Annotated in this window: 21 protein-coding genes and 1 CRISPR repeat array; of the genes, 13 read left to right on the top strand and 8 right to left on the bottom strand. The window is 54.9% G+C overall.

Annotated features, from left to right (window positions below):
* Window positions 1-9 precede the first annotated feature (9 nt).
* The 8 genes from ACYQ04_RS05380 to ACYQ04_RS05345 all read left to right on the top strand — a co-directional run bounded on the left by ACYQ04_RS05380 (window position 10) and on the right by ACYQ04_RS05345 (window position 6958).
* Window positions 10-1005: a M42 family metallopeptidase gene (locus tag ACYQ04_RS05380; protein ID WP_460127925.1), complete on the top strand. Its 996-nt coding sequence runs from the start codon at window positions 10-12 to the stop codon at window positions 1003-1005.
* Between the two features lie 28 nt (window positions 1006-1033).
* Window positions 1034-1798, top strand: coding sequence for a sulfite exporter TauE/SafE family protein (locus ACYQ04_RS05375; RefSeq protein WP_460127923.1), 765 nt, complete (start codon window positions 1034-1036; stop codon window positions 1796-1798).
* A gap of 31 nt (window positions 1799-1829) precedes the next feature.
* Window positions 1830-2582, top strand: a complete 753-nt coding sequence (locus ACYQ04_RS05370) for a sulfite exporter TauE/SafE family protein (RefSeq protein WP_460127921.1) — start codon at window positions 1830-1832, stop codon at window positions 2580-2582.
* A gap of 4 nt (window positions 2583-2586) precedes the next feature.
* Window positions 2587-2859, top strand: coding sequence for a hypothetical protein (locus ACYQ04_RS05365; RefSeq protein ID WP_460127919.1), 273 nt, complete (start codon window positions 2587-2589; stop codon window positions 2857-2859).
* A 55-nt stretch (window positions 2860-2914) separates the two neighbouring features.
* Entirely contained in the window at window positions 2915-4066 is a 1152-nt protein-coding gene (locus ACYQ04_RS05360; RefSeq protein ID WP_460127917.1) for a hypothetical protein, read from the top strand.
* Window positions 4067-4090: 24 nt separating this feature from the next.
* The gene (locus ACYQ04_RS05355; RefSeq protein WP_460127915.1) at window positions 4091-4924 is read left to right on the top strand and encodes a helix-turn-helix transcriptional regulator; all 834 of its coding nucleotides are present in this window, start codon (window positions 4091-4093) and stop codon (window positions 4922-4924) included.
* Window positions 4925-5057: 133 nt separating this feature from the next.
* The gene (locus ACYQ04_RS05350; RefSeq protein WP_460127914.1) at window positions 5058-5963 is read left to right on the top strand and encodes a hypothetical protein; all 906 of its coding nucleotides are present in this window, start codon (window positions 5058-5060) and stop codon (window positions 5961-5963) included.
* A 2-nt stretch (window positions 5964-5965) separates the two neighbouring features.
* A complete protein-coding gene (locus tag ACYQ04_RS05345) occupies window positions 5966-6958 on the top strand; it encodes a helix-turn-helix transcriptional regulator (RefSeq protein ID WP_460127912.1) in 993 nt (330 codons plus the stop codon).
* A 162-nt stretch (window positions 6959-7120) separates the two neighbouring features.
* Here the strand turns inward: ACYQ04_RS05345 and metG are convergent, their stop codons facing one another.
* The 8 genes from metG to ACYQ04_RS05305 form a co-directional block, all read right to left on the bottom strand.
* Window positions 7121-9340 (bottom strand): methionine--tRNA ligase, encoded by a 2220-nt coding sequence (gene metG, locus ACYQ04_RS05340; protein ID WP_460129916.1) that lies wholly within the window; start codon window positions 9338-9340, stop codon window positions 7121-7123.
* A gap of 575 nt (window positions 9341-9915) precedes the next feature.
* A CRISPR array of direct repeats spans window positions 9916-12027; the repeat unit is 30 nt; unit sequence GTTGCAATAAGACTCTAGGAGAATTGAAAG.
* 114 nt (window positions 12028-12141) lie between these two features.
* Window positions 12142-13158, bottom strand: a complete 1017-nt coding sequence (locus ACYQ04_RS05335) for a M42 family metallopeptidase (protein WP_460129914.1) — start codon at window positions 13156-13158, stop codon at window positions 12142-12144.
* Between the two features lie 45 nt (window positions 13159-13203).
* Window positions 13204-13701 carry a hypothetical protein gene (locus ACYQ04_RS05330; protein ID WP_460127910.1) on the bottom strand — a complete coding sequence of 166 codons (498 nt, stop codon included), beginning with the start codon at window positions 13699-13701 and terminating at the stop codon, window positions 13204-13206.
* A 3-nt stretch (window positions 13702-13704) separates the two neighbouring features.
* Window positions 13705-16257 carry a hypothetical protein gene (locus ACYQ04_RS05325; protein ID WP_460127908.1) on the bottom strand — a complete coding sequence of 851 codons (2553 nt, stop codon included), beginning with the start codon at window positions 16255-16257 and terminating at the stop codon, window positions 13705-13707.
* A gap of 33 nt (window positions 16258-16290) precedes the next feature.
* Entirely contained in the window at window positions 16291-16737 is a 447-nt protein-coding gene (locus ACYQ04_RS05320) for a hypothetical protein (protein ID WP_460127906.1), read from the bottom strand.
* A gap of 5 nt (window positions 16738-16742) precedes the next feature.
* The gene (locus ACYQ04_RS05315; protein ID WP_460127904.1) at window positions 16743-17297 is read right to left on the bottom strand and encodes a hypothetical protein; all 555 of its coding nucleotides are present in this window, start codon (window positions 17295-17297) and stop codon (window positions 16743-16745) included.
* 96 nt (window positions 17298-17393) lie between these two features.
* The gene (locus ACYQ04_RS05310; RefSeq protein WP_460127901.1) at window positions 17394-18272 is read right to left on the bottom strand and encodes an AEC family transporter; all 879 of its coding nucleotides are present in this window, start codon (window positions 18270-18272) and stop codon (window positions 17394-17396) included.
* 67 nt (window positions 18273-18339) lie between these two features.
* Entirely contained in the window at window positions 18340-22389 is a 4050-nt protein-coding gene (locus ACYQ04_RS05305; RefSeq protein ID WP_460129912.1) for an MMPL family transporter, read from the bottom strand.
* A 100-nt stretch (window positions 22390-22489) separates the two neighbouring features.
* Here ACYQ04_RS05305 and ACYQ04_RS05300 point away from each other — a divergent pair, with 100 nt between their 5' ends.
* The 5 genes from ACYQ04_RS05300 to ACYQ04_RS05280 all read left to right on the top strand — a co-directional run bounded on the left by ACYQ04_RS05300 (window position 22490) and on the right by ACYQ04_RS05280 (window position 26170).
* Window positions 22490-22981 carry a PadR family transcriptional regulator gene (locus ACYQ04_RS05300; RefSeq protein WP_460127899.1) on the top strand — a complete coding sequence of 164 codons (492 nt, stop codon included), beginning with the start codon at window positions 22490-22492 and terminating at the stop codon, window positions 22979-22981.
* Window positions 22982-23098: 117 nt separating this feature from the next.
* A complete protein-coding gene (locus ACYQ04_RS05295; protein WP_460127897.1) occupies window positions 23099-23509 on the top strand; it encodes an ArsR/SmtB family transcription factor in 411 nt (136 codons plus the stop codon).
* Window positions 23506-24786 carry a hypothetical protein gene (locus ACYQ04_RS05290; RefSeq protein WP_460127894.1) on the top strand — a complete coding sequence of 427 codons (1281 nt, stop codon included), beginning with the start codon at window positions 23506-23508 and terminating at the stop codon, window positions 24784-24786. The genes ACYQ04_RS05295 and ACYQ04_RS05290 overlap by 4 nt, the downstream gene beginning before the upstream one ends.
* An 81-nt stretch (window positions 24787-24867) precedes the next feature.
* The gene (locus tag ACYQ04_RS05285) at window positions 24868-25524 is read left to right on the top strand and encodes a DUF4097 family beta strand repeat-containing protein (RefSeq protein ID WP_460127892.1); all 657 of its coding nucleotides are present in this window, start codon (window positions 24868-24870) and stop codon (window positions 25522-25524) included.
* Window positions 25514-26170 (top strand): DUF4097 family beta strand repeat-containing protein, encoded by a 657-nt coding sequence (locus tag ACYQ04_RS05280; protein WP_460129910.1) that lies wholly within the window; start codon window positions 25514-25516, stop codon window positions 26168-26170. The genes ACYQ04_RS05285 and ACYQ04_RS05280 overlap by 11 nt, the downstream gene beginning before the upstream one ends.
* Window positions 26171-26206 lie beyond the last annotated feature (36 nt).

Here is a 26206-nt window from a genome sequence, read left to right as displayed (position 1 = left end):
GTGGTTTGAATGCTTGTCGAGGAGTTGAGGGAGATAACTCGAATTCCCGGAATTTCAGGCTACGAGGAGAAGGTCAGGGAGAAAATCGCGGAGTTGCTCGAACCCTACGCCGACTACACCGTTGATACAATCGGCAACCTCATCGTCGAGCTGGGCGAAGGTGAACTGAAGGGCCTCTTCATGGCCCACATGGACGAGATAGGGCTTCTGATTACGGGAATAAGGCCCGATGGAAAGCTCACCTTCAGGAAGGTCGGAGGGATAGACGACAGACTGCTCTACGGCAGGCACCTCGACGTTGTAACCGAGAACGGAAAGCTCGACGGCGTTATTGGAGCACTTCCGGTCCATCTCAACCTCGAGAGGAAGTTCGACACCGTCCCCTGGAACAAGCTCGTCATAGACATCGGGGCCGAAAGCAGGGAAGAGGCGGAGAGACTCGGCGTTAAAGTTCTCGACTACGCAGTCTTCAAGAAGCACTTCGCGGTTCTCAACTACCGCTACGTCTCAACCCGCTCCCTCGACGACCGCTTCGGGGTTGTGGCACTTGTTGAGGCGATAAAGGACCTGGTCGACCACGACCTCGACGGCAGGTGGATTTTCGCCTTCACCGTTCAGGAGGAGGTCGGGCTCAAGGGAGCAAAGTTCCTCGCGGAGCGCTACTCGCCGAAGTACGCCTTCGCGGTGGATTCCTTCGCCTGCTGTGCGGAGCTTACTGGCGATGTTCGCTTAGGCGGGGGAGCGGTGATAAGAGCCGTGGACAACTCGGCCATCTACACGAGAAGATTGGCGAGGAGAGTAGCTGAAATAGCCTCGCGCAACGGGATTCCCCTCCAGGTAGGGGTTACTGGCGGTGGAACCGATGCCTCGGCCTTCCAGCACAAGAGCGAGGTCTTAGCCTTGAGCGTCCCGATGAAGTACCTCCACAGCGAGGTCGAGACGCTCCATCTCGGCGACCTCGAGGCCCTGATAAAGCTGATTGAGGCCATAACCTTCGAGCTGTAGCCAACCATTTGAGTGGAGGAGTGTGACGATGCTGAAATACATCGACTACTTCGCGGTCGGTGTCTTCATTGGAATCCTCGCGGCACTGTTCGGCCTCGGAGGGGGCTTCCTGATAGTGCCGACGCTCAACCTGCTCGGCGTCGAGATGCACCACGCGGTCGGAACTTCGAGCGCCGCTGTGGTTTTCACCTCTCTCAGCTCGGCGATAGCCTACTCAAGGCAGAAGAGGATACACTACAAGGTCGGACTGCTGCTGGCCTCGACCGCTGTTATAGGCGCCTACATAGGGGCATGGCTCACATCGTTTATCAGCGCCTCCCAGCTGAAGGTCATCTTCGGGTTGGCGTTAATCGTCGTCGCCGTCAGGATATACCGGAAGAAGACTGCGGAACCGAGCGAGGTCAAACTCGAGGACGTTAAGGTGAACTACAAGCTCGTTCCGGTCGGTGGCTTCTTCGCGGGAATCGCAAGCGGTCTGCTCGGCGTCGGCGGAGGAATTATTAACGTGCCCTTCCTGACCTACCTCGGACTGCCGATTCACTACGCCGTTGCCACGTCGAGCTTTGCCATAGTCTTCACCGCAACGGCCGGAGCGCTCAAGCACTACATGATGGGAAACGTGGAAACGCAGTGGCTCGTCCTCCTTGTGCCGGGCCTCATACTGGGTGCGCAGATAGGGGCCAGGATAGCCAAGAGAACGAAGGCGAGCAGTCTGAAAAAGGCATTCGCCGTCGTGATGTTCCTCCTGGCCTTGAGAATGATTCTTAAGGGACTCGGCTTCGCGGTTCCGTGAGGTTTTTAAAAGGCCCCCTTAACTTTTTCCCATGAGCAATTACGCCCTCTACTTCGCCGTGGGTGTGACCGTCGGAATCGTTTCTGCCCTCTTCGGCTTAGGCGGTGGCTTCGTTCTCGTTCCGGTTCTCAACCTGCTTGGTGTCAGCATTCACCAGGCCGTCGGAACTTCAAGTGCCGCTGTGGTTTTCACAGCCCTTAGCTCAACGATTGCCTACTCGAGGAGGGGGATGATTCACTACAAGACCGGCGTCCTGCTTTCAATTCCCGCCATCGTAGGGGCATACCTTGGGGCCGTCATGACGACCTACGTGACTCCCGGTGAGCTCAAGGTAATCTTCGGCGTGACCCTCCTGTTCGTCGCTTACAGGATTTACACAAAGGAAACCGCGGAGCTTGGTGATTTGACGGTTTCCGAGGTCAAAATCGACTACCGCCTCGTCCCAATCGGTGGGTTTTTCTCGGGGATTGCCAGCGGTCTCCTGGGGGTTGGGGGCGGGATAATCAACGTGCCCTTCCTCGTGTGGCTCGGCATGCCGATGCACTACGCCGTCGCGACCTCGAGCTTCGCCATAGTCTTCACCTCCGCGAGTAGCGCCCTCAAGCACTACATGCTGGGCAACGTTGAACTCCACTGGCTCGTCCTCCTCGTGCCCGGCCTGATAATCGGGGCACAGCTCGGAGCGAGGCTTGCGGAGAGGGTTAAGGCGTCCTCCCTAAAGAAGGCCTTCGCGATTGTGATGTTTCTCTTGGCTTTGAGGATGATAGTGAGCGGTTTGAGGTGATAACATGGAGGAGCTCGTCGAGAAGGTTTGCGAGAAGTTCGGCCTCGAGGTCAAAGACATGGCCGACGCTTGGAAGCTCGTTGAGTGGCTTGAGGAGAGGGAGTGGGTCGTTTACATCATAACCGCCAAAAACAGGAAGCAGGTCGATGCGTGGCACCCACGATACGGGACGCTGTTCGCCCAATTCGGGGAGGTTCCGAACTTTGGGAGCATCTTCGAGGGCATCTTGACCGTTGCGCTCTTGGCTAAAGAGCTTGAGGAAAAAGGAACGATTTGAAACGCGCGTTCCACCGCGACCCTAAAATATTCGGGCCCCCAAGAGGGGGACGGTGATGGCCGTGAGGAAGTTACTCGTGGTAATACTGACGGCCCTGCTCGTGGGGAGCGTGGTACCTTTCGCCCTCGCGAGCGGGTCAGAGAACTCCACCACCGGGACAAACGAGGTTCCGCAGGAGAAGGTCGTCGCCCAGAAACTCATAGACAACCTCAAGAGGCTCGCCGAGGTTACCGAGGCGAAGGTTCCCGAGAACATGACGAACTCAACGTATCTAACCTTAGCTGAGGAACACTACAACAAAGCCCTGAGCGAGTTCCAGGCGGGGAACTACAACGCCTCCATGGTGGACGCGCTGATGGCGATGCACTACTACCGGCTCGTGCTGTCGGAGATTAGGGCACCGATGAAGGGAACCAGCACCGTGGAAGCCCAGTTCAGGGCACAGGTTGAGAGAACCAGGGCCTACCTGCGCTACGCTGAGAGGCTCATCAACGTTGCCGGTGAGAAGGGACTAAACGTCACCGAGGCGAGGGAACTCTACAACGAGACCCTTGAGGCGTTCAAGCTCGTGATGGAGGACGTACGCTCTGGAAACATGACGAAGGCAAGGGAGGACTACGAGGTTGCCCTCCAGAAGAAGGCCGAGCTCGACTCCGCGTTGAAGGAACTGAGGCTTCAGATGCTCCACCAGAATGCGGAGCAAGTGGTTGAGCGCTTCCTTGCAAAGGGCGAGAGGGCAATCCAGCTTGCCAACAGGACCCTGAGCGAGAACCCGAACCCGGAGCTGAACGAGACCTACACCGCGTTCCTTGAGCTCTACACGAGCGTCAAGACCCTCGCGGACGAGGGCAAGTGGGACGAGGCCCTTAACCTCATAATCGAGAAGAGGGACGTGGTCAAGGAGTTTCAGATGACGCTCGCAAGGGGAAAGTCCATGGCGAGGTGCCACTTCAAGTGGGACGGAAACTTCGAGAAGCTCAAGGAGCTCCGCGAGAGAATAGTCCGCGACGGCGGGGAGCTCATGAAGCTCAAGCGCGAGGGCGTTGACGTCTCGAAGGCGGAAGTTCAGTTGAGGAATGCAATGAACGAATACAAGCTCGGAATCCGCCTGCTCCGCACCGGACAGCCTGAGAAGGCGAAAGAACACTTCGAGGCCGCCGTCACCCTCCTGAAGGAGGTGGAGGCCTTTATCAACGCGCACTCCTGACCTTTTCATTTTGGAGGTGGAGGAATGAGAAGGCTTCGATGCACGGCGCTCGTCTTTGCACTGCTTCTGCTGGCTTCCCCTGTCCTCGCCCAGGAGACCGTAAAGCTCTTCGTTTACGAGGACGGTTACGTCAAGGTGGAAATTTCGATAGTGCCGAATAACTACACCGAACCGCTAATCGTGCCGGTTACCGAACACGCCCAAGACATCATCGTTGAGGACTCCCGGGGAAACCCCATCGATTTCCAGGAAACCAACGGGTCCCTCCTAATTTATCCCGGAAATGCTGAGCTCGTTAGGATTTCCTACTACACCCCCGACCTCACCTCCAAGAGGGGAATAGTCTGGACGGTTAACTTCTCCTCCGAGGTTCCCTTTGAGGTCCTCCTGCCCGATGGTGCCGTTATCGTTGATTTAAGCGATATCCCCCTCCGAATAAACGGGACCTCCATAACGATGCCTCCGGGCAACCAGAGCGTCTCATACATCATTGAAAACCCCCCAACCGGCCAGAACCAGAAGAGCGGTGCCCTTGAAGTCCTCCTGGCCTTTGGCGGGGCTGTTCTCATCGGAGGAGTGTTTTTCATATGGTGGCGAAAACGGGCCGGAAACGATGGCGGTGAGACCAAAGCTGACCCCATTGAAGAGGCCATTGAAAGCGATGAGCTTCGGGAGGAGGAAAGGCTTGCGCTGAAGTACCTGCTGGAGCACGGCGGACGGGCCAGTCAGGCCGAGATAAGGGACGCGCTTGGGATTCCGAAGACGACTGCGTGGAGGATGTTCAAGCGCCTCGAGGAGAGGGGACTCGTTAAAATCATCCGGGGGAGGAAAGAGAACTGGGTGGAGTTGAAGCGTTAGAGAAAACGTTATATCCCCCTCGCTCCTAATTCTATCCGCCTGAAATCGAAAGGAACTTGCGGAAACGTTTTAAGTCCTTTGTTCCACCGCTTCCCTAATTAGGGATGAGCCGTAACTTAAAGCGGTGATAACCGTGAGAGAAATCGCGTTCATGATTATCGGGATACTCCTTGTCTCACTTGTCCCAACAGTCGGTGGGGTTAGTTCCGAGACCGTGTCTGCGTCAACGAGAGCAAACGGACTGCTCCTTGCACTGGACCGGCTTGCCAACTACACCCATTCCGTCAACTGCACCTCCGAGCAGGCGGACGCCCTCAGAGAGAAGGCCTGGGAGCTGTACAGGGCAGGGAACTACAACGAGAGTGCCGATGAAGCGCTTAAGGCAATGGACCTGTACCGCTCCGCGCTCGAATACTGTAAAACTACCGGGACTACCGGGGAGGAGAACATGACGCAGGACTGGGTCTCTGTCGCCGAGACGGAGCTGGCAATCACAGCGAACGTCCTTGAGTATGCCAAGAAGCTCATCGATTCGGGAGAACTCAGCGGAAAGGACCTTGGGAGTGTTGAGGTCGAGTACAACCAAACACTCAAGGTGTACGAGGGACTTAAGAAGAGCCTCGCGGAGAACGATACTCAGGACCTTCCCCACAAGGTGGCTTTCCTGCGTACATCCCGGGAGGGGCTTGAACGGGCAATCAAACTTGCCGTGGGGGATTCCCTCAGGAAAACCGCCCCAAAGATGGCCGAAATCCAGCTCCGTATGCTCGACGAACTCGTTGAACGTGGCAGGTTAAATGAAACGGAAGCCATAACACTAAAAGAGCAGATTCTGGAGGCTATTCAGACTGGGAATTCCGGTGAGGTTTTAAAGGTCCTGCGGGACGTGAATAAAGTTCTCTCAAAGACCCTCAGGGGACACAGGCGCGGAAAGAAAGAGAAACCTCATCCAGAGGTCTCTCCCAACAACCAGACGAGTTCGGGGATGACTCAAACTCCCGAGAAGAACGAGACCAGCACCCACCGCGGCAGGGGATAGGGGTGAAGCCGGTGAAAAGGTGCCCGATGCTTTTGATTGTGGTTCTCCTGCTCGCCCCTCACGTGGCCGCCCAATCAATAAAATCGGTTGAAGTTTCAGTCTATGCAAGCGGTTACGCTAAGGTTACCGAGGTTCTCACCCCTCCGAACTACTCCGTGGCCGTCGAGGTGCCCCTCCTGAGCGAGAACGTTACAGGCCTCTCCGTTCTGGACGAGAATGGAAAACCGCTCCTCTTTGAGAAGAACGGGAGCGTTCTAACGGTTTACATCCTCAACTCGACTACCCGGATAACAATTACCTACTTCACAGACTCCCTGACATCAAAGGAGGGAAAGGTCTGGAACCTTACCTACAGCTTCCCGTATCCCGTTACAATCAAGCTCCCGCCCGGGGCCGTTGTCGTTGATTTGAGCGACGTTCCCCTCACGATAACCTCGAACTCGATAACAATGCCCCCCGGCAACCAGAGCGTCTCCTACATCCTCCCGCCCCCGACGACATCAACTACGTCATCCCCATCACCCACCCAGACACCCACAACGACCACCACGTCGAGCACGTCATCAACGTCCCCGAGCACGACCTCAAGCATTCCCTCACCATCTGTAACTCCTTCAACGACCACCACTCCAAGCGAACCGAGCACCCCCGCGTCCTCCGGCAGGAGGAACCTGCTCCCAATAATCGGCCTCCTGGCGGCCATGGGCATTCCCGCGGTCGCATACTGGGCGAGGAACAGGAAACACCCAGGGGGGCTTCCCATCTCAAAGGACGAGCTCAAGGAAAAGCTTGAAGCGATGGGTCTCACCGACGAGGAAATCAACGCGCTCCTCTACGTCTACGACCAGGGCGGAAGGGCCAAGCAGGCCGACGTCAGGAAGGCCCTCGGAATTCCTAAGACAACCGCGTGGAGGATGTTCAAGCGCCTCGAGGAGAAGGGCCTCGTACGGGTCTATAAGAGGGGGAAGGAGAACTGGGTGGAGCTGGTGTTTTAGCGACGCCAGCTTCTTTGGGACCCTTATCTGCCTTTTATGAAAAGTCGTTGGCCAAGTATAATACCCGCGCCATAACTTTTGTTATTGGTCTTCAAAAGCACAATACCGTCTAAAGAGTGGATTTGAATAGTGAAAGAGCACAAACAAAAGAAGGGAAAAAGCTCACCTAATCCTCGCGCCGAGCTTTACCTCCTTGTCGGGCATGAGCAGGGCGACGTTCTCGCCGTCATCAGCGGCCAGAAGCATTCCCTGGCTCTCGACACCGCGGAGCTTCTTGGGCTCGAGGTTCGCTATGATGACGACGGTCTTGTTGAGGAGCTCTTCCGGCTTGTAGTACTTCTTAAGGCCAGCCACCAGCTGTCTGACCTCGTCGCCCAAATCAACCTTGACCATGTAGAGCCTGTCGGCGTTCGGGTGGTCCTTGACCTCGATTATCTTTCCAACGCGGAGGTCGAGCTTCGCGAAGTCGTCAAAGCTGACGTAGTCCATCTTTCCACCCTCCTTTTTCTTCACCTTCTCCTTCTTCGAGGCCTTTCCGGGCTTTTCGGACTTGACCTCGAGTTCCTCACCGTAGACGCTCTTAAGGATTGCGAAAGCTTCCTCCCTGTTCTTGAAGCGCTCCAGGGCGACCTTCACGACATCGTCGCGCTTGTAGTACTTGTCGAGGAGCACCCTCGCGCTCTCCGGGTTTCCTCTGGCGATGTAGTTGAGGATGAAGTAGATGATGTTCTCGTCGGTAACCTTCCTGAACATCGGAGTTGCCTTCCTGACACGGTGTCCAGCTGGAATCTCGGTGAACTCCCAGCGCTTGAGCTCCTCGAGGTTGAGCAGGTGCCATATCTTCTCGCTGGCATCGGGCAGGAACGGCTCGAGGAGGATTCCGAGGGCCTTGACAATCTGGAGCGAGACGTTTACGGTGGTTGCAGTTCTCTCGCGGTCGGTCTTTGCCGTCTTCCAGGGCCTCTGGTGGTCGAAGTAGCGGTTGCCGAAGATGGCCAGCTCCATTACCCTCCTAAGCGCGTCCTTGAAGCGGTACTGGCTTATGAGCTCGCCGACCTCCTCGAAGGCCTTCTGGATTTCCTCGAAGGCTTCTTTGTCCAGTTCGTTTAGCTCACCCCTCTCCGGCACGATTCCGTCGAAGTAGCGGTTCACGAAGGTGAGCGCGCGGTGAACGAAGTTGCCGAGGTTGTTCACCAGCTCCTCGTTTATCTTCACCTTGAAGTCGGCGAAGCTGAAGTCGCTGTCGCGAGTTTCGGGCATTATCGCGGTGAGGTAATACCTCAGGTAGTCGGCCGGGAATGCGTCGAGGAACTCGTGAACCCAGATGGCCCAGTTCCTGCTCGTCGAGAACTTCTTGCCTTCCAGATTGAGGTACTCGTTGGCCGGGATGTCGTATGGGAGGTTCCACTCGGCCTCGACTTCCTTGTCTTTGTATTTGCCGTAGGCCATCAGGAACGCCGGCCAGAATATCGCGTGGAAGGGTATGTTGTCCTTGCCGATGAAGTGTATAACTTTGGTCTCGCCGTCGAGGTTGAGCCAGAACTTCTTCCACTCTTCCTCCTTGCCGGCGCGCTTGAGGGCCTCGATGGTGATTGAGATGTAGCCTATCGGGGCCTCGAACCAGACGTAGAGAACCTTGCCCTTGACGTCCTCGTCGTCGAGCGGGACCGGGATTCCCCAGTCGAGGTCGCGCGTTATGGCCCTCTCCTCCAACCCCTCGTTAATCCAGCCGAGAACGGTGTTCTTGACGTTGGGCTTCCAGTGCTGGCTCTCAACCCACTTCTTGAGCCTCTCCTCGAAGTCCTTCATCTTGATGTAGTAGTGGGCCGAGTCCTTGAAGGTAATAGGGTTGCCGCAGATGTTACAGCGCGGGTTGATGAGGATTTCCGGCGTCAGGGGCCTTCCGCAGACCTCACACTGGTCGCCACGCTGGTTTTCGGCGCCACAGTAGGGGCAGGTCCCGATGACGTACCTGTCGGGCAGGAACATCTTGTCGTGCTCGCAGTAGGCCTGCTTGGTTACCTTCTTGACGAGGTGGCCGTTTTCAAGGGCCTTTAAGAAGAACTCCTGGCTTATCCTGTAGTGCACCGGTAGCTCGGTCCTGCCGAAGTAGTCGAAGCTGATTTTAGCCCTCTCAAAGGTCGTCTTTATGTGCTCGTGGAACTCGTCGACGATTTCCCTTGGGCTTCTGCCCTCCTTGAGCGCGCGGAAGGTTATCGGCGTTCCGTGCTCATCTGTACCGCATATGAAGAGCACTTCCTCGCCCTTCAGCCGAAGGTAGCGGACGAATATATCGGCCGGGAGGTAGGCTCCGGCCAGGTGGCCCGCGTGAATCGGCCCGTTCGCGTAAGGGAGTGCCGAGGTTACCATGTATCGCACCATTTCAACCACCGTTGGCCGTTGTTTCTGGCGCTTATAAGACCTGCGGGTTTTAAACATTACGGTGGGTTATTAAGTTGTTCACTAAATATGCATGGTTTGATATAAAATCGGCCGGCACTTTTCTCCGGAACATCACGGTGAGAAAGGGCCGGGACCCGAAAGGCCCCTTCAAAAGGGAAAACTCGAAGGGAGAAGACAGGAGGGACGGCTGGAAATCGAATTTTGCAAATTCAAGAATGTGATATAATGTTCCAATTTCCTATTTAGATGTTACGAAATTTTTTTGGAAAGTACAATAATGCCCGCAGAACCGTTTTTTCAAGAAGAACCCTATCAAAAACCGGTTATTTACTCGAATAAACGAAGAAGAGGATTTAAGTGGAAATCAAAGGGATTCCAAGCGTTTGGAAATCGCAAATGGTCCCTACAATGTGGTGTCTAAACCAACTCCGACTTATGCTGGGGCTCCCCTTAGGTAGCGCGATGTTGCCCCGATAAGAGGGGGTTTCCAGAAAGGCTTAAATATCGGGAGGTCCTTCTTTCTCTGTTGGGCGAAAGAATGAATTTCGCGCCCTGTTGCAATAAGACTCTAGGAGAATTGAAAGCAGTTAGCACGGTTTCATCGTCGCCCATACGGGCCACGTGTTGCAATAAGACTCTAGGAGAATTGAAAGTAAAGTCGGGGCGATAAATGAGGCGAGGACGGTCCTCACGTTGCAATAAGACTCTAGGAGAATTGAAAGCGCGGGTGTTAGTGTATTCGAAGACCCCGTTAAGCGTGTTGCAATAAGACTCTAGGAGAATTGAAAGTATGTGTAGTTGTAACCTTTGGACTTGACGACTTGGGTTGCAATAAGACTCTAGGAGAATTGAAAGTGTTTCTTGGCGAGAGTCTTTATTGACTTTTTGTAAGTTGCAATAAGACTCTAGGAGAATTGAAAGCTTAAGGGTCGCTACGTCGGCCGTGATGGTAAGCGCGTTGCAATAAGACTCTAGGAGAATTGAAAGATGGACGAGAGAACGCTGTCTTTAGCGGTTTATGCTGTTGCAATAAGACTCTAGGAGAATTGAAAGAAGGAAGACCAGGCGCCTCATGGCGGTAGCATAGGGGGTTGCAATAAGACTCTAGGAGAATTGAAAGCGAGTGGGGCGGATAGGCTTTTAGTTGTTAAGCGGTTCAGTTGCAATAAGACTCTAGGAGAATTGAAAGCGTGTTATCGTTAATCAATTTGGTGGCCGGGGAAGTTGGTTGCAATAAGACTCTAGGAGAATTGAAAGGAACCGGGTTCAAGGGAATTGGCTGAATGAAGACCTGGCGTTGCAATAAGACTCTAGGAGAATTGAAAGGTTCTCGAACAGGTATACCGGACGGATTCTGTGGAAGGTTGCAATAAGACTCTAGGAGAATTGAAAGACATCTTCCTCACCCTCGGCTGGATTTCAGGGACATGGTTGCAATAAGACTCTAGGAGAATTGAAAGTTATTTGCTGGAAGGCGGGTAGTTCTTCTCATCCTGCGTTGCAATAAGACTCTAGGAGAATTGAAAGTGGGATTATTTCAGGAAAAGGCGTGAAGAGAAGCTCGTTGCAATAAGACTCTAGGAGAATTGAAAGGCAGTAAGTTGAAACCTTCCACTTGTTGGCTTCTCTGATGTTGCAATAAGACTCTAGGAGAATTGAAAGTACAACGAGAAGTTCGTCACGTTCGAGGAACTGCTTGGTTGCAATAAGACTCTAGGAGAATTGAAAGACAATAGTCCCAACGAGCTCTCCAACCGCAAAATTCTGTTGCAATAAGACTCTAGGAGAATTGAAAGAGTGAGGTCTCTGACCTCGTGAGGTGGGCTTGGCGAGTTGCAATAAGACTCTAGGAGAATTGAAAGAGAGGACTCTAACGACCTCTACACCGCGAACAATCATGTTGCAATAAGACTCTAGGAGAATTGAAAGGGTTCGACGAGGATTTGCTCAATCATTATCTTTACGCGTTGCAATAAGACTCTAGGAGAATTGAAAGAGACTATTTGATTTATTGTTCGGAGTTCATCCGGTTAAGGTTGCAATAAGACTCTAGGAGAATTGAAAGTTCAGAATCCCTCCTCCTGGCGTGTGGAGGTATGCAGTTGCAATAAGACTCTAGGAGAATTGAAAGCCTCAGACATCGGCCTTCACCTCCAAAACGGGCTTTAGTTGCAATAAGACTCTAGGAGAATTGAAAGGCTTCCTGCCGTATTGGGCTGATAGTGAAAGTAACCTGTTGCAATAAGACTCTAGGAGAATTGAAAGCTATTTCCCGCTTCTTGAAGCAGGTTATCCCGCGTGGGTTGCAATAAGACTCTAGGAGAATTGAAAGGCCAACACTCCCGCCACGGCCGTGGCCGTAGCGCTTGTTGCAATAAGACTCTAGGAGAATTGAAAGATCTCCCTGCCCTAAGTGCTGTCCAACTTCGATCTTTGTTGCAATAAGACTCTAGGAGAATTGAAAGTTAGCTAGCTCTTCAATCCCGTACAAGTGAAACTTAGTTGCAATAAGACTCTAGGAGAATTGAAAGCGCTCTGAACTCGACTGAAATCCGCGAGATTTACGAGGTTGCAATAAGACTCTAGGAGAATTGAAAGAGGTTTGCAGTTCCAATCGTTTAGCTCGAAACACCCAGGTTGCAATGAGACTCTAGGGGAATTGAAAGGAGGTCAACCCAGAGTAGGTTGGTGGAGGGGCTGAAGGGTTGCAATGAGACCTTAAACGAACTTGGTTTGAAAAAACTAAAAAGCTGGGAGCTGTTAGCTGCTCTAGCAAGTGTTCACTGACTGAAGCGCTCTTCGATGTAGGCCCTTATGAGGTCCTTCGTCGCGAGAAGGCCCTTGACGTGCGTTCTCTCCATCCCGTGGCTCGCGTGGACGCCGGGTCCAATGAGTGCAACGCGGAAGTCCCAGCCGGCCCTTAAGGCGGCAGAGCCGTCCGAGCCGTAGTAGGGAAACACATCGACAACGTAGGGAATCTCTCTCTTCTCCGCCAGTTCGATGAGTGTTGTCGTCATCTCGTAGTCGTAGGGCCCGCTCGAGTCCTTCGCCGCTATCGAGACCGCCGTTTCCTTCCCATAAACCCCTTCGCCGACGACGCCCATGTCGACGACGAGAAGCTCCCTTGTTGTTGGCGGATAGCCAGCGGAACCACCGTGGCCGACCTCCTCGTAGGGCGAGAAGAAGAACGCCACCGGAAGCTTTTCGAGCTCGTCCGCTAGCTCAAGGAGCAGGTCAATCATCACCGCGACGCTCGCCTTGTCGTCAAGGAAGTGAGCCTTAACGAAGCCGTTCACGTACTCGAACTTGGGGTCGAAGGCTATGAAGTCGCCTGGCCTTATGCCGAGCTTTTCAGTATCTTCCTTCTTCTCTACCTCGGCGTCGAGGCGGATGTACATGTTCTCCTCCTTGCGCTCCTTCTTGCTCGCGTCCTTGTTAACATGGACGCTCGGATTCTTGAGGAGAAGCGTTCCGCGGTAGCGCTTCCCAGAGCGGGTTATTATCGTGCAGTACTCCCCTTCGAACGTCGGGAGGAGGAGTCCGCCGACGCGGGTGAAGCTCAGGTGTCCATCCGAGAGTATCCCCCTGACCATGGCGCCGAGCGTGTCCACGTGGCCCGCTATGACAAGCTCGGGCTCGGGATGGTTGTAGGCTAGGAGGGCTCCCTTGTTGGTATAGCGGGTCTTTATTCCGGCTTCGTCCAGCTTTCTCTCAATGTGTGTGAGGACCTCTTTCGTGTATCCAGTGGGGGATGGAATCTCCAGAATCTCCCTCAGAATCTCGACGACGCGCTCCATTCGAACCACCATTAAAAGAGAAATCGAAAGGGATAAAAACTTATCTCAAAACACCCAGAGCCTTGCTTCCTTGTACTCCCTAAAGGGCAGGGTCTGGAGCTTGGGCTTTACCTTCTCGAAGGTTTCAGTGGCAACGTAGAACCTCACCGAACCGTTCGGGGCCTTGAGTTCGACCGGGGTTTGTCCGTTGGCCTCGTTGCCGAGGAAGCCCTTTCCGCGCTTGACCGAGGTCTCCTCAACCCTCGCCACGAAGCTCCTCGCGCTCTCCTTTGCGTACTCATCAGCGCGTTCGACGAAGTCCTTCGGAAGTTCGAGGGAGGAGAGGTACCTCTCTACCGCCTCCTCGTACTCGGTTCTGGCCCTCGCCGCGGTGTACATCGAGATGTAGGCTCCCCCGTAAATGAGCCCCCTCTTGAGCGCATCGCCCCACGTTCCCTCCCGCATCCGGATGTAGTAGACTTTCTCCCCGATGACCGCCCAGACCCCGAACTTGGGCTTTCCCCTCGCTATCTCCTGAACCGGAACTATCAGCTGGGCTTCCATGGGTCACCACCTCACCTCGAAGTTGTAGAACGAACCGTCCGTTCCAAGGCCCAGAATCCGTGTCCACTTTATGTCGGGTCTGTAGTCGAAGGTCAGCCTCACCAGCGGCGCCGGGAGGTACAGGTTCTTCCTGAACGCGAACTCGTAGCCCTGTTTTTGGTCGTTCCAAACATGTTGATACACCGCCAGCGTCCCGTCGCCGAGCGATAGCGCTATGAACTCATCCTGGTCGTTGGCCCCGTAGAGGCCGACCACGCTCGGAACCGTTGTGTAGGGCCCCTTCTCCACGCTCACCTTGCCGTTCGAGTAGTCCGGCGCGAGGCCGTAGAGCTTGCCGTTCGAGTACGCGAGCAGCTCGTCGAGGTACCAGTAGTGGTAGGCGCCGATTAGGTCCACGCGGCCGTCAATCCGGTAAACGTTTGTGTCGTCCTTGTAGCGTCCGACGGGATTGGGGAGGATGTAGGTGCCCTCATCGGTTAGAACGACGACGAACTGGTCTGCTATGTAGGGGTTGACCTCCCTTATCCTTCCGGGCAGGCTGTAAACCCTCGGCTCGACCGTTACGTTCGCTTCACCGTTCCACATCTCGGAGGTTGCATCCGAATTGTAGATGTAGACCCTCAGCTCGCTCCCCTTCCATGCGAAGACCAGGTAGTTCGACCAGAAGCTCTGGGCAACTATTCCAGAGGCGTTGAAGCTGTAAACGGCGTCGCTCATGAAAGTGTACCATTCAATCTCGTCTCCGACGTGCCTCTTCAGGCCCATGAGGATGTGCAGCCTCCCGTTCTGGTCCACCATTGCGGCGTAGTCTTCATTTGGGAGGGAGTAGTAGAGCCTCGCCTTCACGGGGAGCAAGATTAAGTCAACGGCACCCGTGTCGTAGGGGTCGATACTGGGTTTATCGGTCGTTCCGTCGAAGAAGTCGGGGTCCCAGGGGACTATACTGAGAACCTTGTCGCCGTAGACCAAGAAGATGACTGAGTCGTAGCCGTATGGGAAGTAGTACAGTCTGCCCAGCTTCGGCCTTATCTTTATTCCACGGTAGCTGTGGCCATCTCTGGTGTAGACGAAACCCTCCACGGTGTAGGCGTTCTCGAGGAAGTACTTCAGACTGCCCTCCGAGCTGGTAGACGCCGATGGGGTGGAAGTTGATTGAGTTGAAGTTTCCGTTTCGGTTCCTCCGGAGCCGTTCTCTGTTCCAGAGCCCCCGGAGGTTTCAGAGGTTCCAGTTTCGTTTGAGCCCCCAGACGTTCCGCCGCCTTGGCCAGTCGTTAGGTTGGCGGCGAACTTGTAGTAGTTGCCGTTTTCGTCCCAGAGCACAACCGTTGCGCCAGCGTAGGGGTAGGAGCCTTCGAACCACTTCACACCCGCCGGGAGCGCGACGTAGCCCATGCGCTCGAGGCTAGTGCTTCCAAGACTGACGTCGTAGAAGACCATCTCCCCTCCTTTAACGGCGGTTAAGTCGATGTCGCCCGACCTGACGTACACCTGAACCCTTTCAAAGCCCGTGAGGGGGTAGCTTGCCTTCTCTTTTACCCTCCCCTCGGAGACCCTCATCACGAGGACGGTGCTTCCGTTGTAGAGCGCCAGGTAGTCGTAGTTCTCGCCTGTGTCCAACGACATCTGTCCCGCGCCGGCTGCATCAACCGTTTCGGTGATGCCGAGGCTTCCCGGTCCGTCGGCGATGTTGATGATGTAGAGCTTCCCTCCGCTCAGGACGTAGATTCCGTCGTTCCCGATGAGAACGTCTTTTATCCCGGAATCGAACGTGAACTCCCGTGCCTGGGGCTTGCTCCCATCCCCGCGGGCGAGTTTTAGCGCCTCCTCTGCGGTCATCCCAATGACGTAGGCCTTGTTTCCACCCCACGCGACGTAGTAGACGTACTCATCGCTTCCGTCTGAGCCGGCAACGACGTTCTCAACTCCCAGCTTCCATGTCTCGTGGGCCTTTATCTTCCTGAAGTACGCTATCTTTGGCTTATCCTCCGGCCACTTCTGGTACTCGTCGGTGTCGTAGGATATGAAGTGTAGGGTTCCATCGTCTGACACGACGAGTATCGAGCCGGAGGGACCTCCGAGGGTAAAGTCCACTCCCTTGACGGGTATCGCGAGGACGATGAATGGGTACTCCTTTAGGGTGCCGTCCTCGTAGGCGTAGGAAAAGCTCTCATCGGCATACTGATAGACGTAGAGGTTTCCGCCGGAGTAGAACATCGGGGCGTAGTCAAAGCGCGTGTTGTACGCGTTGCCGCTGCTCACCCACGAGGAACCCTCAACGTAAACCTTTATTCCCACGCCGTTTCCTCTGAACAGCTCGACGTGGCCCAGACTGGCTATTTCCTCAAGACTCGTTACCGTTCCCGAGGTCCCTGTTGAGGTCTCTGCGGTGCCGCTGGAGGTAGTTTGACTTCCGCCGGTTGCCTCGTGGGCGGCCGATGGGGAGGTTGCAATCGCCGTTCCGCCTTCACTTGATGTGGGCTTCTCCGTCGTTCCCCCCATACAACCGGCCGCCAGCACAACGGCGACCATTGCCAGCACGAGGAGAGCCTTTCTCATACAACACACCTCCGGAGATACGACAAGGGCCGGCTAGCCCACAATCCTGCCCTCCTTTTCAAGCATTTTCTCGTAGTTGGCCTCGGTCATACGAATCTTGACCTTGTCCCCCTCCCAGAAAGTTAGCTTCTTTCTTTCGATGGTGTCCTCCCTGCGGTAGTCGAACCATCCCCTATCCTCTTCCTCTTCGTATTCATCGTAGGGCTCTGTTTCTCGGTAGCACTCCACGATGATTTTCTTTTTCCTGGACTTCCGGAGTATCCCTACCTCGACCTCTTTGACCGATACGTTCTCGACGATGAACCAGTCGGAGGTATTGTACTTCCCGCCGTAGCCGCTCTGGGCTTCAATTTCAACGCCATAGTGTCTGAGCTTCTCCCAGTTCTCTGCAAGCTCTTCTGCCCGTATTTTGAATGTCTTGTGGCGTATTGACTTGACAAAACTTGAAGCGGCGCTCTTTAGGGAATCCATAAACCCCATTTAACTCACCCCGGCAATTCCCCAAGCCAGCTTTTCAAACTGAAAAAGCTCAATTTCAAGATTTGGACGCGGTCAGCAAAGCCGCCGCAAAATGCGACGACCTCAACGGTTGCAGAAAACATCTCGTTCCATTTGTAAAACCAGCGGACGAAACGACAGGACATCCCCACCTCCAGAAAGTTCATAGCCGGAGGAAACGCCCCCACGAGAAGGCCAAGAAGGGCGGCTTCGGTTCCCCACCACCGGCTGGCTTGAAGTGTCCGCTGGTACTGAGGTTCACGGTGGCTGTTGGCACCCAGGGGAACCAATGAACCTGTGAACTCGGGGAGGTGAACCTCTGGAAGCCTTGGCTTTGATTCCTCGTCAATCCGGGATTTTAAAAGCTCATCGGATGGACGTTCAAGAAACTTAATGAGAATGGATTCGGGGTCGGGACTATCCTCGTCGTTTCTTGGAATCACCTCGCGCCCCGGCTCCCTGATGCATCCAGCGTAAACCGCTCCAGCGACGGCCCCGAGAACAATCAAAAGGGCGACCGCCACTGAGAGTACCTTCCTCATGGGGGACCCTCCAAAGAACCGAAAGGGTGCCTAAGCATGCATTAACCAAACTTGGCGCTAGGGATATATTATCCTTTCCTTAGGTCGTCCTAATTCTCAAATCAGAAAGCGCAGGGCGACGAAGAGCCCAATGACGAGGAGCGTGAGCACGAAGGTTACGCTTATCGCTTCCTCGGCCTTGAGCCTGTATTGGGCCAGAATCGCGTTGGCCGCTATCGCCGGGGGCATGCTGGCCTCGACGAGAACCGAGTAGAAGACCTCGGGCTTGGCCCAGCGGAGGGTGAGGAAAACGAAGGCGAAGGGAATCGCAATCCTGAAGGTTCCGACCTCCAGGAGCTTTCTGACGTCGAAGGCCCTCAGCGTTATCCTCGAGCCGAAGTATATGAGGAGGAGCGGTATGCTGAGCCATCCGATTGTTTTTATCGGCTCAATAATTCCAGTCGGGAGTTTTACCCCGGCGATGACGAGTGCCAAAGCGATGAGGTTCGCCAGCGTTGGCGGGAACTTGAGGGCCTTCAGAAAGCTCTCCCTGACGCTCGCGCCACCGCTGGAGTAGTGTGCCGCTATGAAAGTCACAATCGGGATGACTATCATTGAATTGGTCGTCGAGTAGAGTATCGCCGGCGTTATGTCGCTGAGGAAGAGGCTCGCGATTGGAAAGCCTAGGGCGGCGGTGTTGGGATAAACCGAGAGCACCATCAGCGCGCCGGCCCAGGGGTCGTCTTTGAGCTTAAAGCGGCCGTAGAGGTAGGACGTGGACAGGCTTATGCTGATGACGAGGAAGACGTAGAGGAAGACCGTCTTTATGCTGAGGAGATAGGCCAAATCTTTGCTCGCGACGTTGCCGAAGATGAACAGGGCGAGCAGAACGTCGTTGACCAGAATCCGGAGGTAGTCGAAGGGCTTCTCCGATTTAATCGCTCTCTTAAGAACGTAGCCCAGAGCTATGAGCGCGAGCATCTCGGCGATGTTCATGGTTAGAACTAAAGCTCAGCGTTTAAAAGGGTGTCGAAGGGGATGGAAAAAAGAAAAGAAGTGGGGGTCACTTCTTCTCCGCCTTGTGGAGTGGCCACCAGGCCTTCTCGCCGAAGAGGCTCATCATGGCCGGGCCGAGGAAGTAGACTGCCAGGGTTGCCGTTATGAGCACTCCAGCGGCCAGCGCGAATCCTATCTCCCTCGTTCCCCAGGTCGAGCTGGTCATCAGCGCCCCGTAGGTCGTCGCCAGCACCGCCGCAAGGCCGATGACGACGAGGTCCATGCTTCCGGCGGCGACTATTAGGGCCTCCTTCGGCGAACGGCGCTCGAACTCGTCCCTGGCTTTGACCAGGTAGAAGCTGTTGTAGTCTATGCCGACTCCCATGAGCACTATGAAGACCATCAAGGGCAGGAACCACATGATTTCCTGGCCGAAGACCTTCTGGAAGAGCCACGTGGATATCGCTATGCTGAGGAGCACTCCTGTGCCGATTGTGGCCATCGTCGAGATGACCGCCGGGATTCCCCTGAGCGTCGGTATGAGGGACAGGAACATGAGCACGAGCGCCACTGGGAAGATTCTGTGCCAGAATATGTCGTTGATGAGGTTGCTGAGGTCGAGGTCCAAAGCAGCTCCACCGCCGACCATGCCCTTGGCTATCTTTCCGCTGGATTCGTAGCCTTTTATGAGGTCCCTAATCTGCTTGACCATCTGATGGGCCGGCTTCGTCGTTGCCTCGTACTTGCTGACGACCTCTATGAGCACCATGTTTCCAGTGGTCGAGATGTACTTGTCCCCGCCGATGGCCTTGAGCTTGTCGAGGCTCGCGTTGACCGGCTTTCCGAAGGGCTGGGTCACGGTGTAGACGTACTTGACGCCGTCAATCTTCTCGATGTCCCTGACAATTTGGTTGATTGTCGCGAGGTCCTTATCGGTAACCGGGTGGTTGAACTTGATGAGGACATACGTCGCCCCCATAACGTCGGCTCCAAGCTTGCTCTGGCTCACCTCGAGGAAGTGGTAGGTCTCGCTGTCCTTCGGGAGGAAGAGCTTGACGTCGTGGGTTCCGTTGAAGTTGGCGAAGGCGTAAACGGCCGGCGCGAGCAGGAGCATGAATATGAGTATGACCGCCTTGGCGTGTTTGATTGACCACTTGGCGATTCTGCTTTCCTCGTGCACGTTGGTTTCCTGAACGTGCCTGATGTGCCTCGGCCACCAGAATATCGGCTTGTCGCCTATGAGGACGGTTATGGCCGGGATGAAGGTGAGGCTCGCGATGAGGACGACTATAACGGCCACTGGGGCTATGATACCCATCTGCTTGAATATCGGGAACTCCCAGGCGAGTATGAAGCTTGCGAAGGCTATGATGTCCGTTGAAGCGCTCGCGAGGACGGCATCCTTAGCCCTCTTCAGCGCCTCGCTCGCGGCCTTGTTGTGGTCGTAGCCCTCAGCGAGGTACTCCTTAAAGCGGTGCAGGTAGTAGGTTGAGTAGTCTATTCCCAGTCCGAGGGCCGTCGTCACGGTAATCATCTGGGCCCAGCTTCCGACGTTGATGATGTCTCCCTTGGCGAGCAGGTAGAGGATTCCAAGGGCGGTTAGCGTTGCCGTCGCGACACCGGTGAACGGCAGGAGCGTCGCGAGAAGTGCGAATCCGAGGATTATGAAGAGCACTATCAGAGCTCCGGCGAAGCTGAACTTGGTCGTCTTGTTGTTGTCCTCCTTACCGTAGTGTATCATCTCGTAGGTCTGAACCGGCGTTCCGCTGATGTAGGCCTTTGCATCTGGGAAGTACTTCTTCATCTCCTTCAGAAGGACCTCCTTGGCCTTGAGGGTGTTTTCGTACTGGAACTTGCTCTGCTTCTCCAAGTTGCTCACGTTGGCGAGACTCTTTGGAACCATCGTTATCAGCATCGTCGTGTTGTCCGGGCTCTTGAGCATGCCGATGTAACTCTTTGCGAGGCTGTAAATGGACGGGTAAATCTGCTCCTCTATCGGCTTAACGTCCTCCTTGGTTATCTTGTTCGGGTCATCCTTGAACTTGAAGGCTATATCGACGAGCTCGTTAGCGTTTACGTTTATCTGAACTCCGAGGTTGATTTCCTTAACGAACTTCTCGACGAGCTTCGCGGTCTTCTCCTTTACTATGGCCTCAATGTCGGAGTCGGTCGCGGGGTAGTCCTTCGCAACGGCGAGCATTATCTCCTTCAGGGTCTCCTTGACGTCTGTTGGAGCGTTAATCTTGGACAGCTTCTCGTTGACGCCATTCTCGAAGAGTTCATATGCTATCGTGTAAGCGTCTTTTCCAGCGTAAATCTCATCAACAACCTTTCCGAGGTCTATCGGCGCGTTTCCGGCGAGGCTCTGGATAATCTCCTTAACGGCATCCTTAACACCGACCCCCTTCGCAAGCTCCTCGGGGTTCTTGAGAACAACGTTAACAATAGTCTCAGCGGTTTTCTCGTTCCTGAGCTTCTCGGCGGTCTTCTGAATTAAGATTTCCTTAGCTATCGGCGCGACGTTTCCGTTGGAATCGTAGACCTCGCTTATGACGCTCTCGGGGAGCTCAACGCCTTTCTCCCTCACGAGCTCGGCGAGGAGTGAAACGGTTGCCTTCTTCAGCAAAGCAGGGTTCTTTGCCAGAACGCCTGTGGCGTTGGCATCGAAGGCAACGACCGTCTTCGCTATCGGCTTGGCCAACGGCTTCTGTTCTGCCGGAAGCTTCTCAGCCAGTGCCCCGGCGAGGAGGTTCTCCTCAAGCTCCTTGGTCGGGCCGTAGACGAGGAGCGCCCTCAGGACCTCGTCGGCGTTGGGCATCTGGAGGAGCGGACTGCCGGCCATTAGGGCCTTCGCGACCTCGATTGTGGCGTTCTCAACGGCCAGAGCGCCTGGATTTCTTCCGAGGCTTATCGAGACGTTTACGATGTAAGCAAGGGTCTTTGCGGGAACCTCGCCGAAGCCTGGAACGGTGTAGTTACTTCCTGCCATCTCGATGACCGTTGGCAGGTTCTTGAGCGCGTTGCTCGCTATCTCCTCAACGGGCCTGACCGCGTTCTCGCCAAGCTGAATGAGGGCGTAGTTGCTTCCGGCCTGCTCGTCAAAGGCCAGAACTCCCTGGTAGAACGCAACCGAGTAAGCCTCCGCGAGGTTCTTCTGCATCGGGTCGGTTATTTGGGTCAGAACCATAGCCTTCGTGACGTTGGCCAGGAACGCGTCGGTTATGGCCGTCGCCCCGTAGGCAGTGTAGGCAGGATAGGTCGCGTTGTAGACCGCGTAGACGAATTCAACGGGAATACCGAGTTTGGTCGCTATAGCCTGAGCAGTCATTTCGTTGAGTCCGCTCTGATAGGCTCCCGCCTGAACGAGTGCACCGTAGGTTCCGAGGACGCCAAGGTAGGTCTTCGCGTAGGCGTCGCTCAGGTTGTAGAGGCCAACGTTGAGGCTCGCTATCGTAGAGTTCAGGTTTTTCAGCTGCTCACTCGCCGTTGTGAGGTTCTGGTGAAGCCCGACGTAGGCAAGGTCAGTCTGATTAAGCGCCTTCCTGAGAGCGAGGCTCTGGTTGTAGAGGGTCGTTAAGTTGGTCTCGAGCGCAAGGTACGCCCTCGCCAGGTCTGGAACGGTATCGTTGAGGACCTTCACTTGGTTGGTGAGGTTCTCCACCTGGAGCACGGTCATTCTGTAGGCGTTGCTTGCGTTGAGGGCGGCGTTGTAGAATATTCCGGTGAGGTTGGCGGTTGTCTTCGTTAGGTTGAGTGCTATCTCGTAGGACTTATTGTGGAGCAGGTCGATGGCATCATAGTAGGACGTGAAATTGCTCCCATAGGGCTTCGCCTCGGTCTTAAACCTTTCATAGGCTTCCTTTGCCTTCGGACTGCCAACGTTTATATTGGTCACTATTATGTACGTCATGTTGTCATTCTGCGAGAATCCTGGGAAGTATTTTGTCATGTTGTTCTGAACCTCTATGCTCTCCACGTGCTTGGGCATGAACTGACTCATGCTGTAGTTGGTGACGTTGCTGAGCTTCATCGCCAGCGGTGTCGCGAGCACTATGACAACTATCCACACCGCGACGATGAGCTTTGCGTGCTTCACAACCCAATCGTTCCACGCCATGATAACCACCTATGTTGCCTTTCAACACTTCTTTTTTAAACATGTCTATTTTCGACATGTCATCTGAGGGAATAGTTTATAAAGGTTTTTGGTCATCCACATGTTAGGGGTGGTTACGACGGAGTTTGAGAGGAAAATTATAAAGGGCCTGTTCACAGTTCCGCTGAAGAACATAATCCTCGTCATCGTTGGATTGAAGGGAGAAACCCACGGCTATGAAATACTCAAGGAGTTGGAGAAGTTCACGGTTGGAATTTGGAAGCCGAGCCACAGCAACCTCTACACTCTCCTAAACAAGATGGTTGAAGAGGGCCTTCTCGAGCCGAGGGAGGAGTATCGGGGTAAAGTACGGCGCGTCAAGTACAAGCTCACGGATAAAGGGTGGGAGTACCTGAGGACATCGAACGACTTAGCTCTGCGCTCCCTTTACACCGCGATAAGCTACCATGAGAGGCTCAAAAAGAAAATTGAAAACATGGGGAGGGAGAGGAAAATTGACAAGGAAACACTGAAGGAGTACCTCGAGCTTCTAAAACAGATTAGGGACCTTCTCGACGATGAGATAAAGGCTGTTGAGTCGCGGCTCGAGTGAGTTTCATAATCCGAGCCGCCCAGTCCCTTCTTCGACATAACCGATAAACTTTTATATACCTTCATCGCAAGTTGAGTACAGAAAATTGTACTACAAAAGTCTGTACCTGGTGGTAGCATGGACGAACTGAAGGCCCAGCTTGAGGAACTGAGGAGGAAGCTGGCCCTGCTTGAGGAGAGCGTTGACCCCGTTGATGAGGTCATGCTGTCCATAAAGGAGAGACTCAGGAAGAAGCTGAGCGACGGCCAGCTTCCGGAGCTCGACGAGGAGAAGGCCGCAAAAACCCTCAAAGCACTCGCGAATCCAGACAGGATTAGAATCCTCAAGATGCTATCCAAGAGGCCGATGGGCTTCAAGGAGATTAAAGACGCCCTGGGGGTCGAGAGCCCCACCGTTTCCCATCACCTCAAGCTCCTTTTGAGGACGAGGATGGTCAGGAAAGGTGACAAGTACGAAATCTCGCCGGATGGACGTTTGTTTTTGCGCCTGCTTGAGATTATAACCGCACTTGAGGAGGTGGAAGAATGAGTTATCCGTTTTATGAGGAGAGCCCGCGCTTCAAGGCCGCGGAGTACCTAAAGAAGATAACGGCCGTTCTGCTGATAGTCTGGCTCTTCAAAGGGTATCTTGGACTCGAAAACTACAACCGCTACATTGTCTACTCGATAATCGCGCTGATATTCGCCTTCGAGCTCCTAGGCGTTGGCAAGTGGGTGGGGGTGACCGTTACGGGAATCGTCTTCGCGCTCGCCAAGGGCTTCCTGTGGACGAGTGTTTTTCTCTACTTCGGCGGCTGGCTTGGAATGCCCGGCGACCTGCACCGTTCAGCAGGGAGGGCCTTCGCCTACGCCGTCGTCCTATCGATAGCGGGACTGCTCATCGGGAAGGGTGAGGAAAAGAGGTTCACTTGGAAGGTCGAGAAGAAGGCCTACGAGTTTGGGGGAGCGAACTTCGGAGACGTGAGGCTGAAGGGGCGCGGGAAGGCATATCCCGTCAAATTCGGGAACAAGAGGGTTGGCTGGGCCATAGACGGTGAGGTGGAGGTCGAGGTAGAGACACCCCTCGGGACCATAAAGAAGGCCCTCTCAAGCCCCGTCGTGGTCTGGGGTGAGCTGACCGTCGGGAAGAAGACGAAGGCAGGTGAGGGCTTTGTCGCTGAAGTGAGCAGGCTAATCAACCCGGACAGGCTCTACAAGAACAAAAAGGGCTCAACGGCCGTGGACCTCGGCATCGTCAAGGTCTATGAGGGCGAGGACTTTGAGTATGTCAAGGTTCCCTTCGTGGAGGTCATCGAGACGCCCCACGGAGAAGAAGTGAAGATAGGACCCTTCAGAATCCGCGATGGAAGCCCGAGGAAACCGAGGGATATGCTTACGATAAGGGAGCTCCACAACGGCTTCCAGCTCACCAAGGTTGGAGACCGGCTGAAAATCCAGACCGACGAGTTCTCCATTGAAGTCGACGGGAACAGGGTTGTTTACAGGAGCGGAAACGAAACGCTCAGCCTCGGCGAAGCCGTCTCGCTCCGCTCCGGGGACATCTCAGTTACCGTCGGCAAGGGACGGGCAAAGATACGCATCGAGGACGTCGTAATCTCGGCCAAGAACGGGGTCGTCAAGATTAGGGCCGGCGGCAGAACCCACACTATAGAGAACGACGAAGCTTACCGCCTCGTGGTCAGGAAGGCGAAGGAGATAGTGGACGAGCAGAGCGCCGGCCTCATCGAGGGCCTCGGCGTTGACAGGACCATGCTCACGCGGCGCGTTAAGGAGCTACTCGACGAGCTGATGAACTACGTGGGGTGAGGGCATGGAGCCGGAGAATCGTCACAACGGCGCCGAGGAGGCCCTCTTTGACTTCCAGCCCGGGCCGCTGGAGGGATGGCTGTGAGGTTTGAGAACGTCGAAAGGGTCTGGATGAAGCTCGTCGATGCGGATGTGGAGGTAGGGCCTTCATCCGACGGAGCGGTTCACGTTGAAGCCGCGCCGGAATCGGCGTTTTCCCTGAAGGAACGCTCCGGGAAGCTCAGCATCCTTACATCCACGGAATGGAAGCTCAAAAATCTTCCGAGGAAGGACAAAGAGCGCGCCCGGCTGGTCATGAGGGTCCCAAAGGGCGTGGAAATAGCAGGGGGTATGAAGCGGGTCTCTCTGCACGCTGAGGCGGTGAGCTTCGGCTCCCTCGCGACGGTAGAGGCCGCCGTGGAGCTCAGAAATTGCGCTGTTAGAAAACTCGCAGTCGGCCCCACGAGGCTCAGCGGCTCCATATACGTCCTGGAGAAGACGGAGATAGCGGTCTCCATGGGGAGCCTTGAGCTCAAGGTGCTTGAACTGGAGGCACCAATCGACGCCTCGGTAGTCATGGGCTCCCTCAGACTGTCCCTGCCCGAGGACTGCGATGCAACTGTGGAGGTCGCGGGAAACGCTGACGGGGTCATCCTGAATTCGGGACGGCTCCTCGGGAGTGGTGAGCACAGGATTCGGCTCTCAAGCGCGAAAGGTGTCGTTGTGGTTGATACGTGGGGTGATGAGGATGATGTTTGAAAACGTCCGGGAAGTTGACCTGAAGGCCACGAACGGCCGGGTTGAGATTGAGGGCTGGGAAAACGACTACGTTGAGGTGAACTACACCGTCCACGGCGAGGTGGAGGTGATAATCGAGAACGAAAACGGGAAGCTCGTCATAAGGGAGGAGCCGAAGAGAAGGTTCAGGTTCGCGGGCGTCCTCAAAGCGGAGGAAGGCTGGGCCGAGATAGAGCTTAAAGTGCCAAAGGGCGTCCCGGTGAAGGCCAAAAACGTCAACGGGGAGCTCACGGCCAAGGGAGTTCGCTTCACGGAGGTGACCACGGTAAACGGGGAGATAACGCTCAGAAACTGCGAGGCCGAGCTGATAAAGAGCGTGAACGGCGAGATAGAGGCCCACCTTCCCGTCGCCGGCCCTCTGGAGGTTTCCACTGTGAACGGAGACATAACGGTAACGATTGAGGAGCTCGAAGGGGACGTCTCAGTGAGTTGTGTCAACGGGGATATAACCCTCCGTCTTACCGAATTCTGCGACGCGAGGGTTGAGGTGAAGAAGGTCAACGGCGACGTTGAACTGGTTGGGATTCCCGACGGCGTTATCGGAACCGGGGACTTCCTAATCCGGGTGAAGACCGTGAACGGCGACGTCCGGGTCGAGCTGATTTAATTCTTTAATCCTTTAATCACTTAATTCGACAACTAA

The sequence above is a fragment of the Thermococcus prieurii genome, from assembly GCF_054657655.1.
The sequence above is the reverse complement of the archived record's forward strand: the minus strand, read 5'-3'. Positions and strand labels throughout refer to the sequence as shown.

Bases quoted from the DNA above. Each gene is read 5' to 3' on its own strand.
- ACYQ04_RS05355 (WP_460127915.1), top strand. From the start codon at position 4,091: ATGAGAAGGCTTCGATGCACGGCGCTCGTCTTTGCACTGCTTCTGCTG.
- ACYQ04_RS05325 (WP_460127908.1), bottom strand. From the start codon at position 16,257: ATGAGAAAGGCTCTCCTCGTGCTGGCAATGGTCGCCGTTGTGCTGGCG.
- ACYQ04_RS05315 (WP_460127904.1), bottom strand. From the start codon at position 17,297: ATGAGGAAGGTACTCTCAGTGGCGGTCGCCCTTTTGATTGTTCTCGGG.
- ACYQ04_RS05380 (WP_460127925.1), top strand. From the start codon at position 10: ATGCTTGTCGAGGAGTTGAGGGAGATAACTCGAATTCCCGGAATTTCA.
- ACYQ04_RS05290 (WP_460127894.1), top strand. From the start codon at position 23,506: ATGAGTTATCCGTTTTATGAGGAGAGCCCGCGCTTCAAGGCCGCGGAG.
- ACYQ04_RS05370 (WP_460127921.1), top strand. From the start codon at position 1,830: ATGAGCAATTACGCCCTCTACTTCGCCGTGGGTGTGACCGTCGGAATC.
- ACYQ04_RS05330 (WP_460127910.1), bottom strand. From the start codon at position 13,701: ATGGAAGCCCAGCTGATAGTTCCGGTTCAGGAGATAGCGAGGGGAAAG.
- ACYQ04_RS05335 (WP_460129914.1), bottom strand. From the start codon at position 13,158: ATGGAGCGCGTCGTCGAGATTCTGAGGGAGATTCTGGAGATTCCATCC.
- ACYQ04_RS05310 (WP_460127901.1), bottom strand. From the start codon at position 18,272: ATGAACATCGCCGAGATGCTCGCGCTCATAGCTCTGGGCTACGTTCTT.
- ACYQ04_RS05375 (WP_460127923.1), top strand. From the start codon at position 1,034: ATGCTGAAATACATCGACTACTTCGCGGTCGGTGTCTTCATTGGAATC.
- ACYQ04_RS05360 (WP_460127917.1), top strand. From the start codon at position 2,915: ATGGCCGTGAGGAAGTTACTCGTGGTAATACTGACGGCCCTGCTCGTG.
- metG (WP_460129916.1), bottom strand. From the start codon at position 9,340: ATGGTGCGATACATGGTAACCTCGGCACTCCCTTACGCGAACGGGCCG.
- ACYQ04_RS05300 (WP_460127899.1), top strand. From the start codon at position 22,490: ATGTTAGGGGTGGTTACGACGGAGTTTGAGAGGAAAATTATAAAGGGC.
- ACYQ04_RS05295 (WP_460127897.1), top strand. From the start codon at position 23,099: ATGGACGAACTGAAGGCCCAGCTTGAGGAACTGAGGAGGAAGCTGGCC.
- ACYQ04_RS05305 (WP_460129912.1), bottom strand. From the start codon at position 22,389: ATGGCGTGGAACGATTGGGTTGTGAAGCACGCAAAGCTCATCGTCGCG.
- ACYQ04_RS05365 (WP_460127919.1), top strand. From the start codon at position 2,587: ATGGAGGAGCTCGTCGAGAAGGTTTGCGAGAAGTTCGGCCTCGAGGTC.
- ACYQ04_RS05280 (WP_460129910.1), top strand. From the start codon at position 25,514: ATGATGTTTGAAAACGTCCGGGAAGTTGACCTGAAGGCCACGAACGGC.
- ACYQ04_RS05320 (WP_460127906.1), bottom strand. From the start codon at position 16,737: ATGGGGTTTATGGATTCCCTAAAGAGCGCCGCTTCAAGTTTTGTCAAG.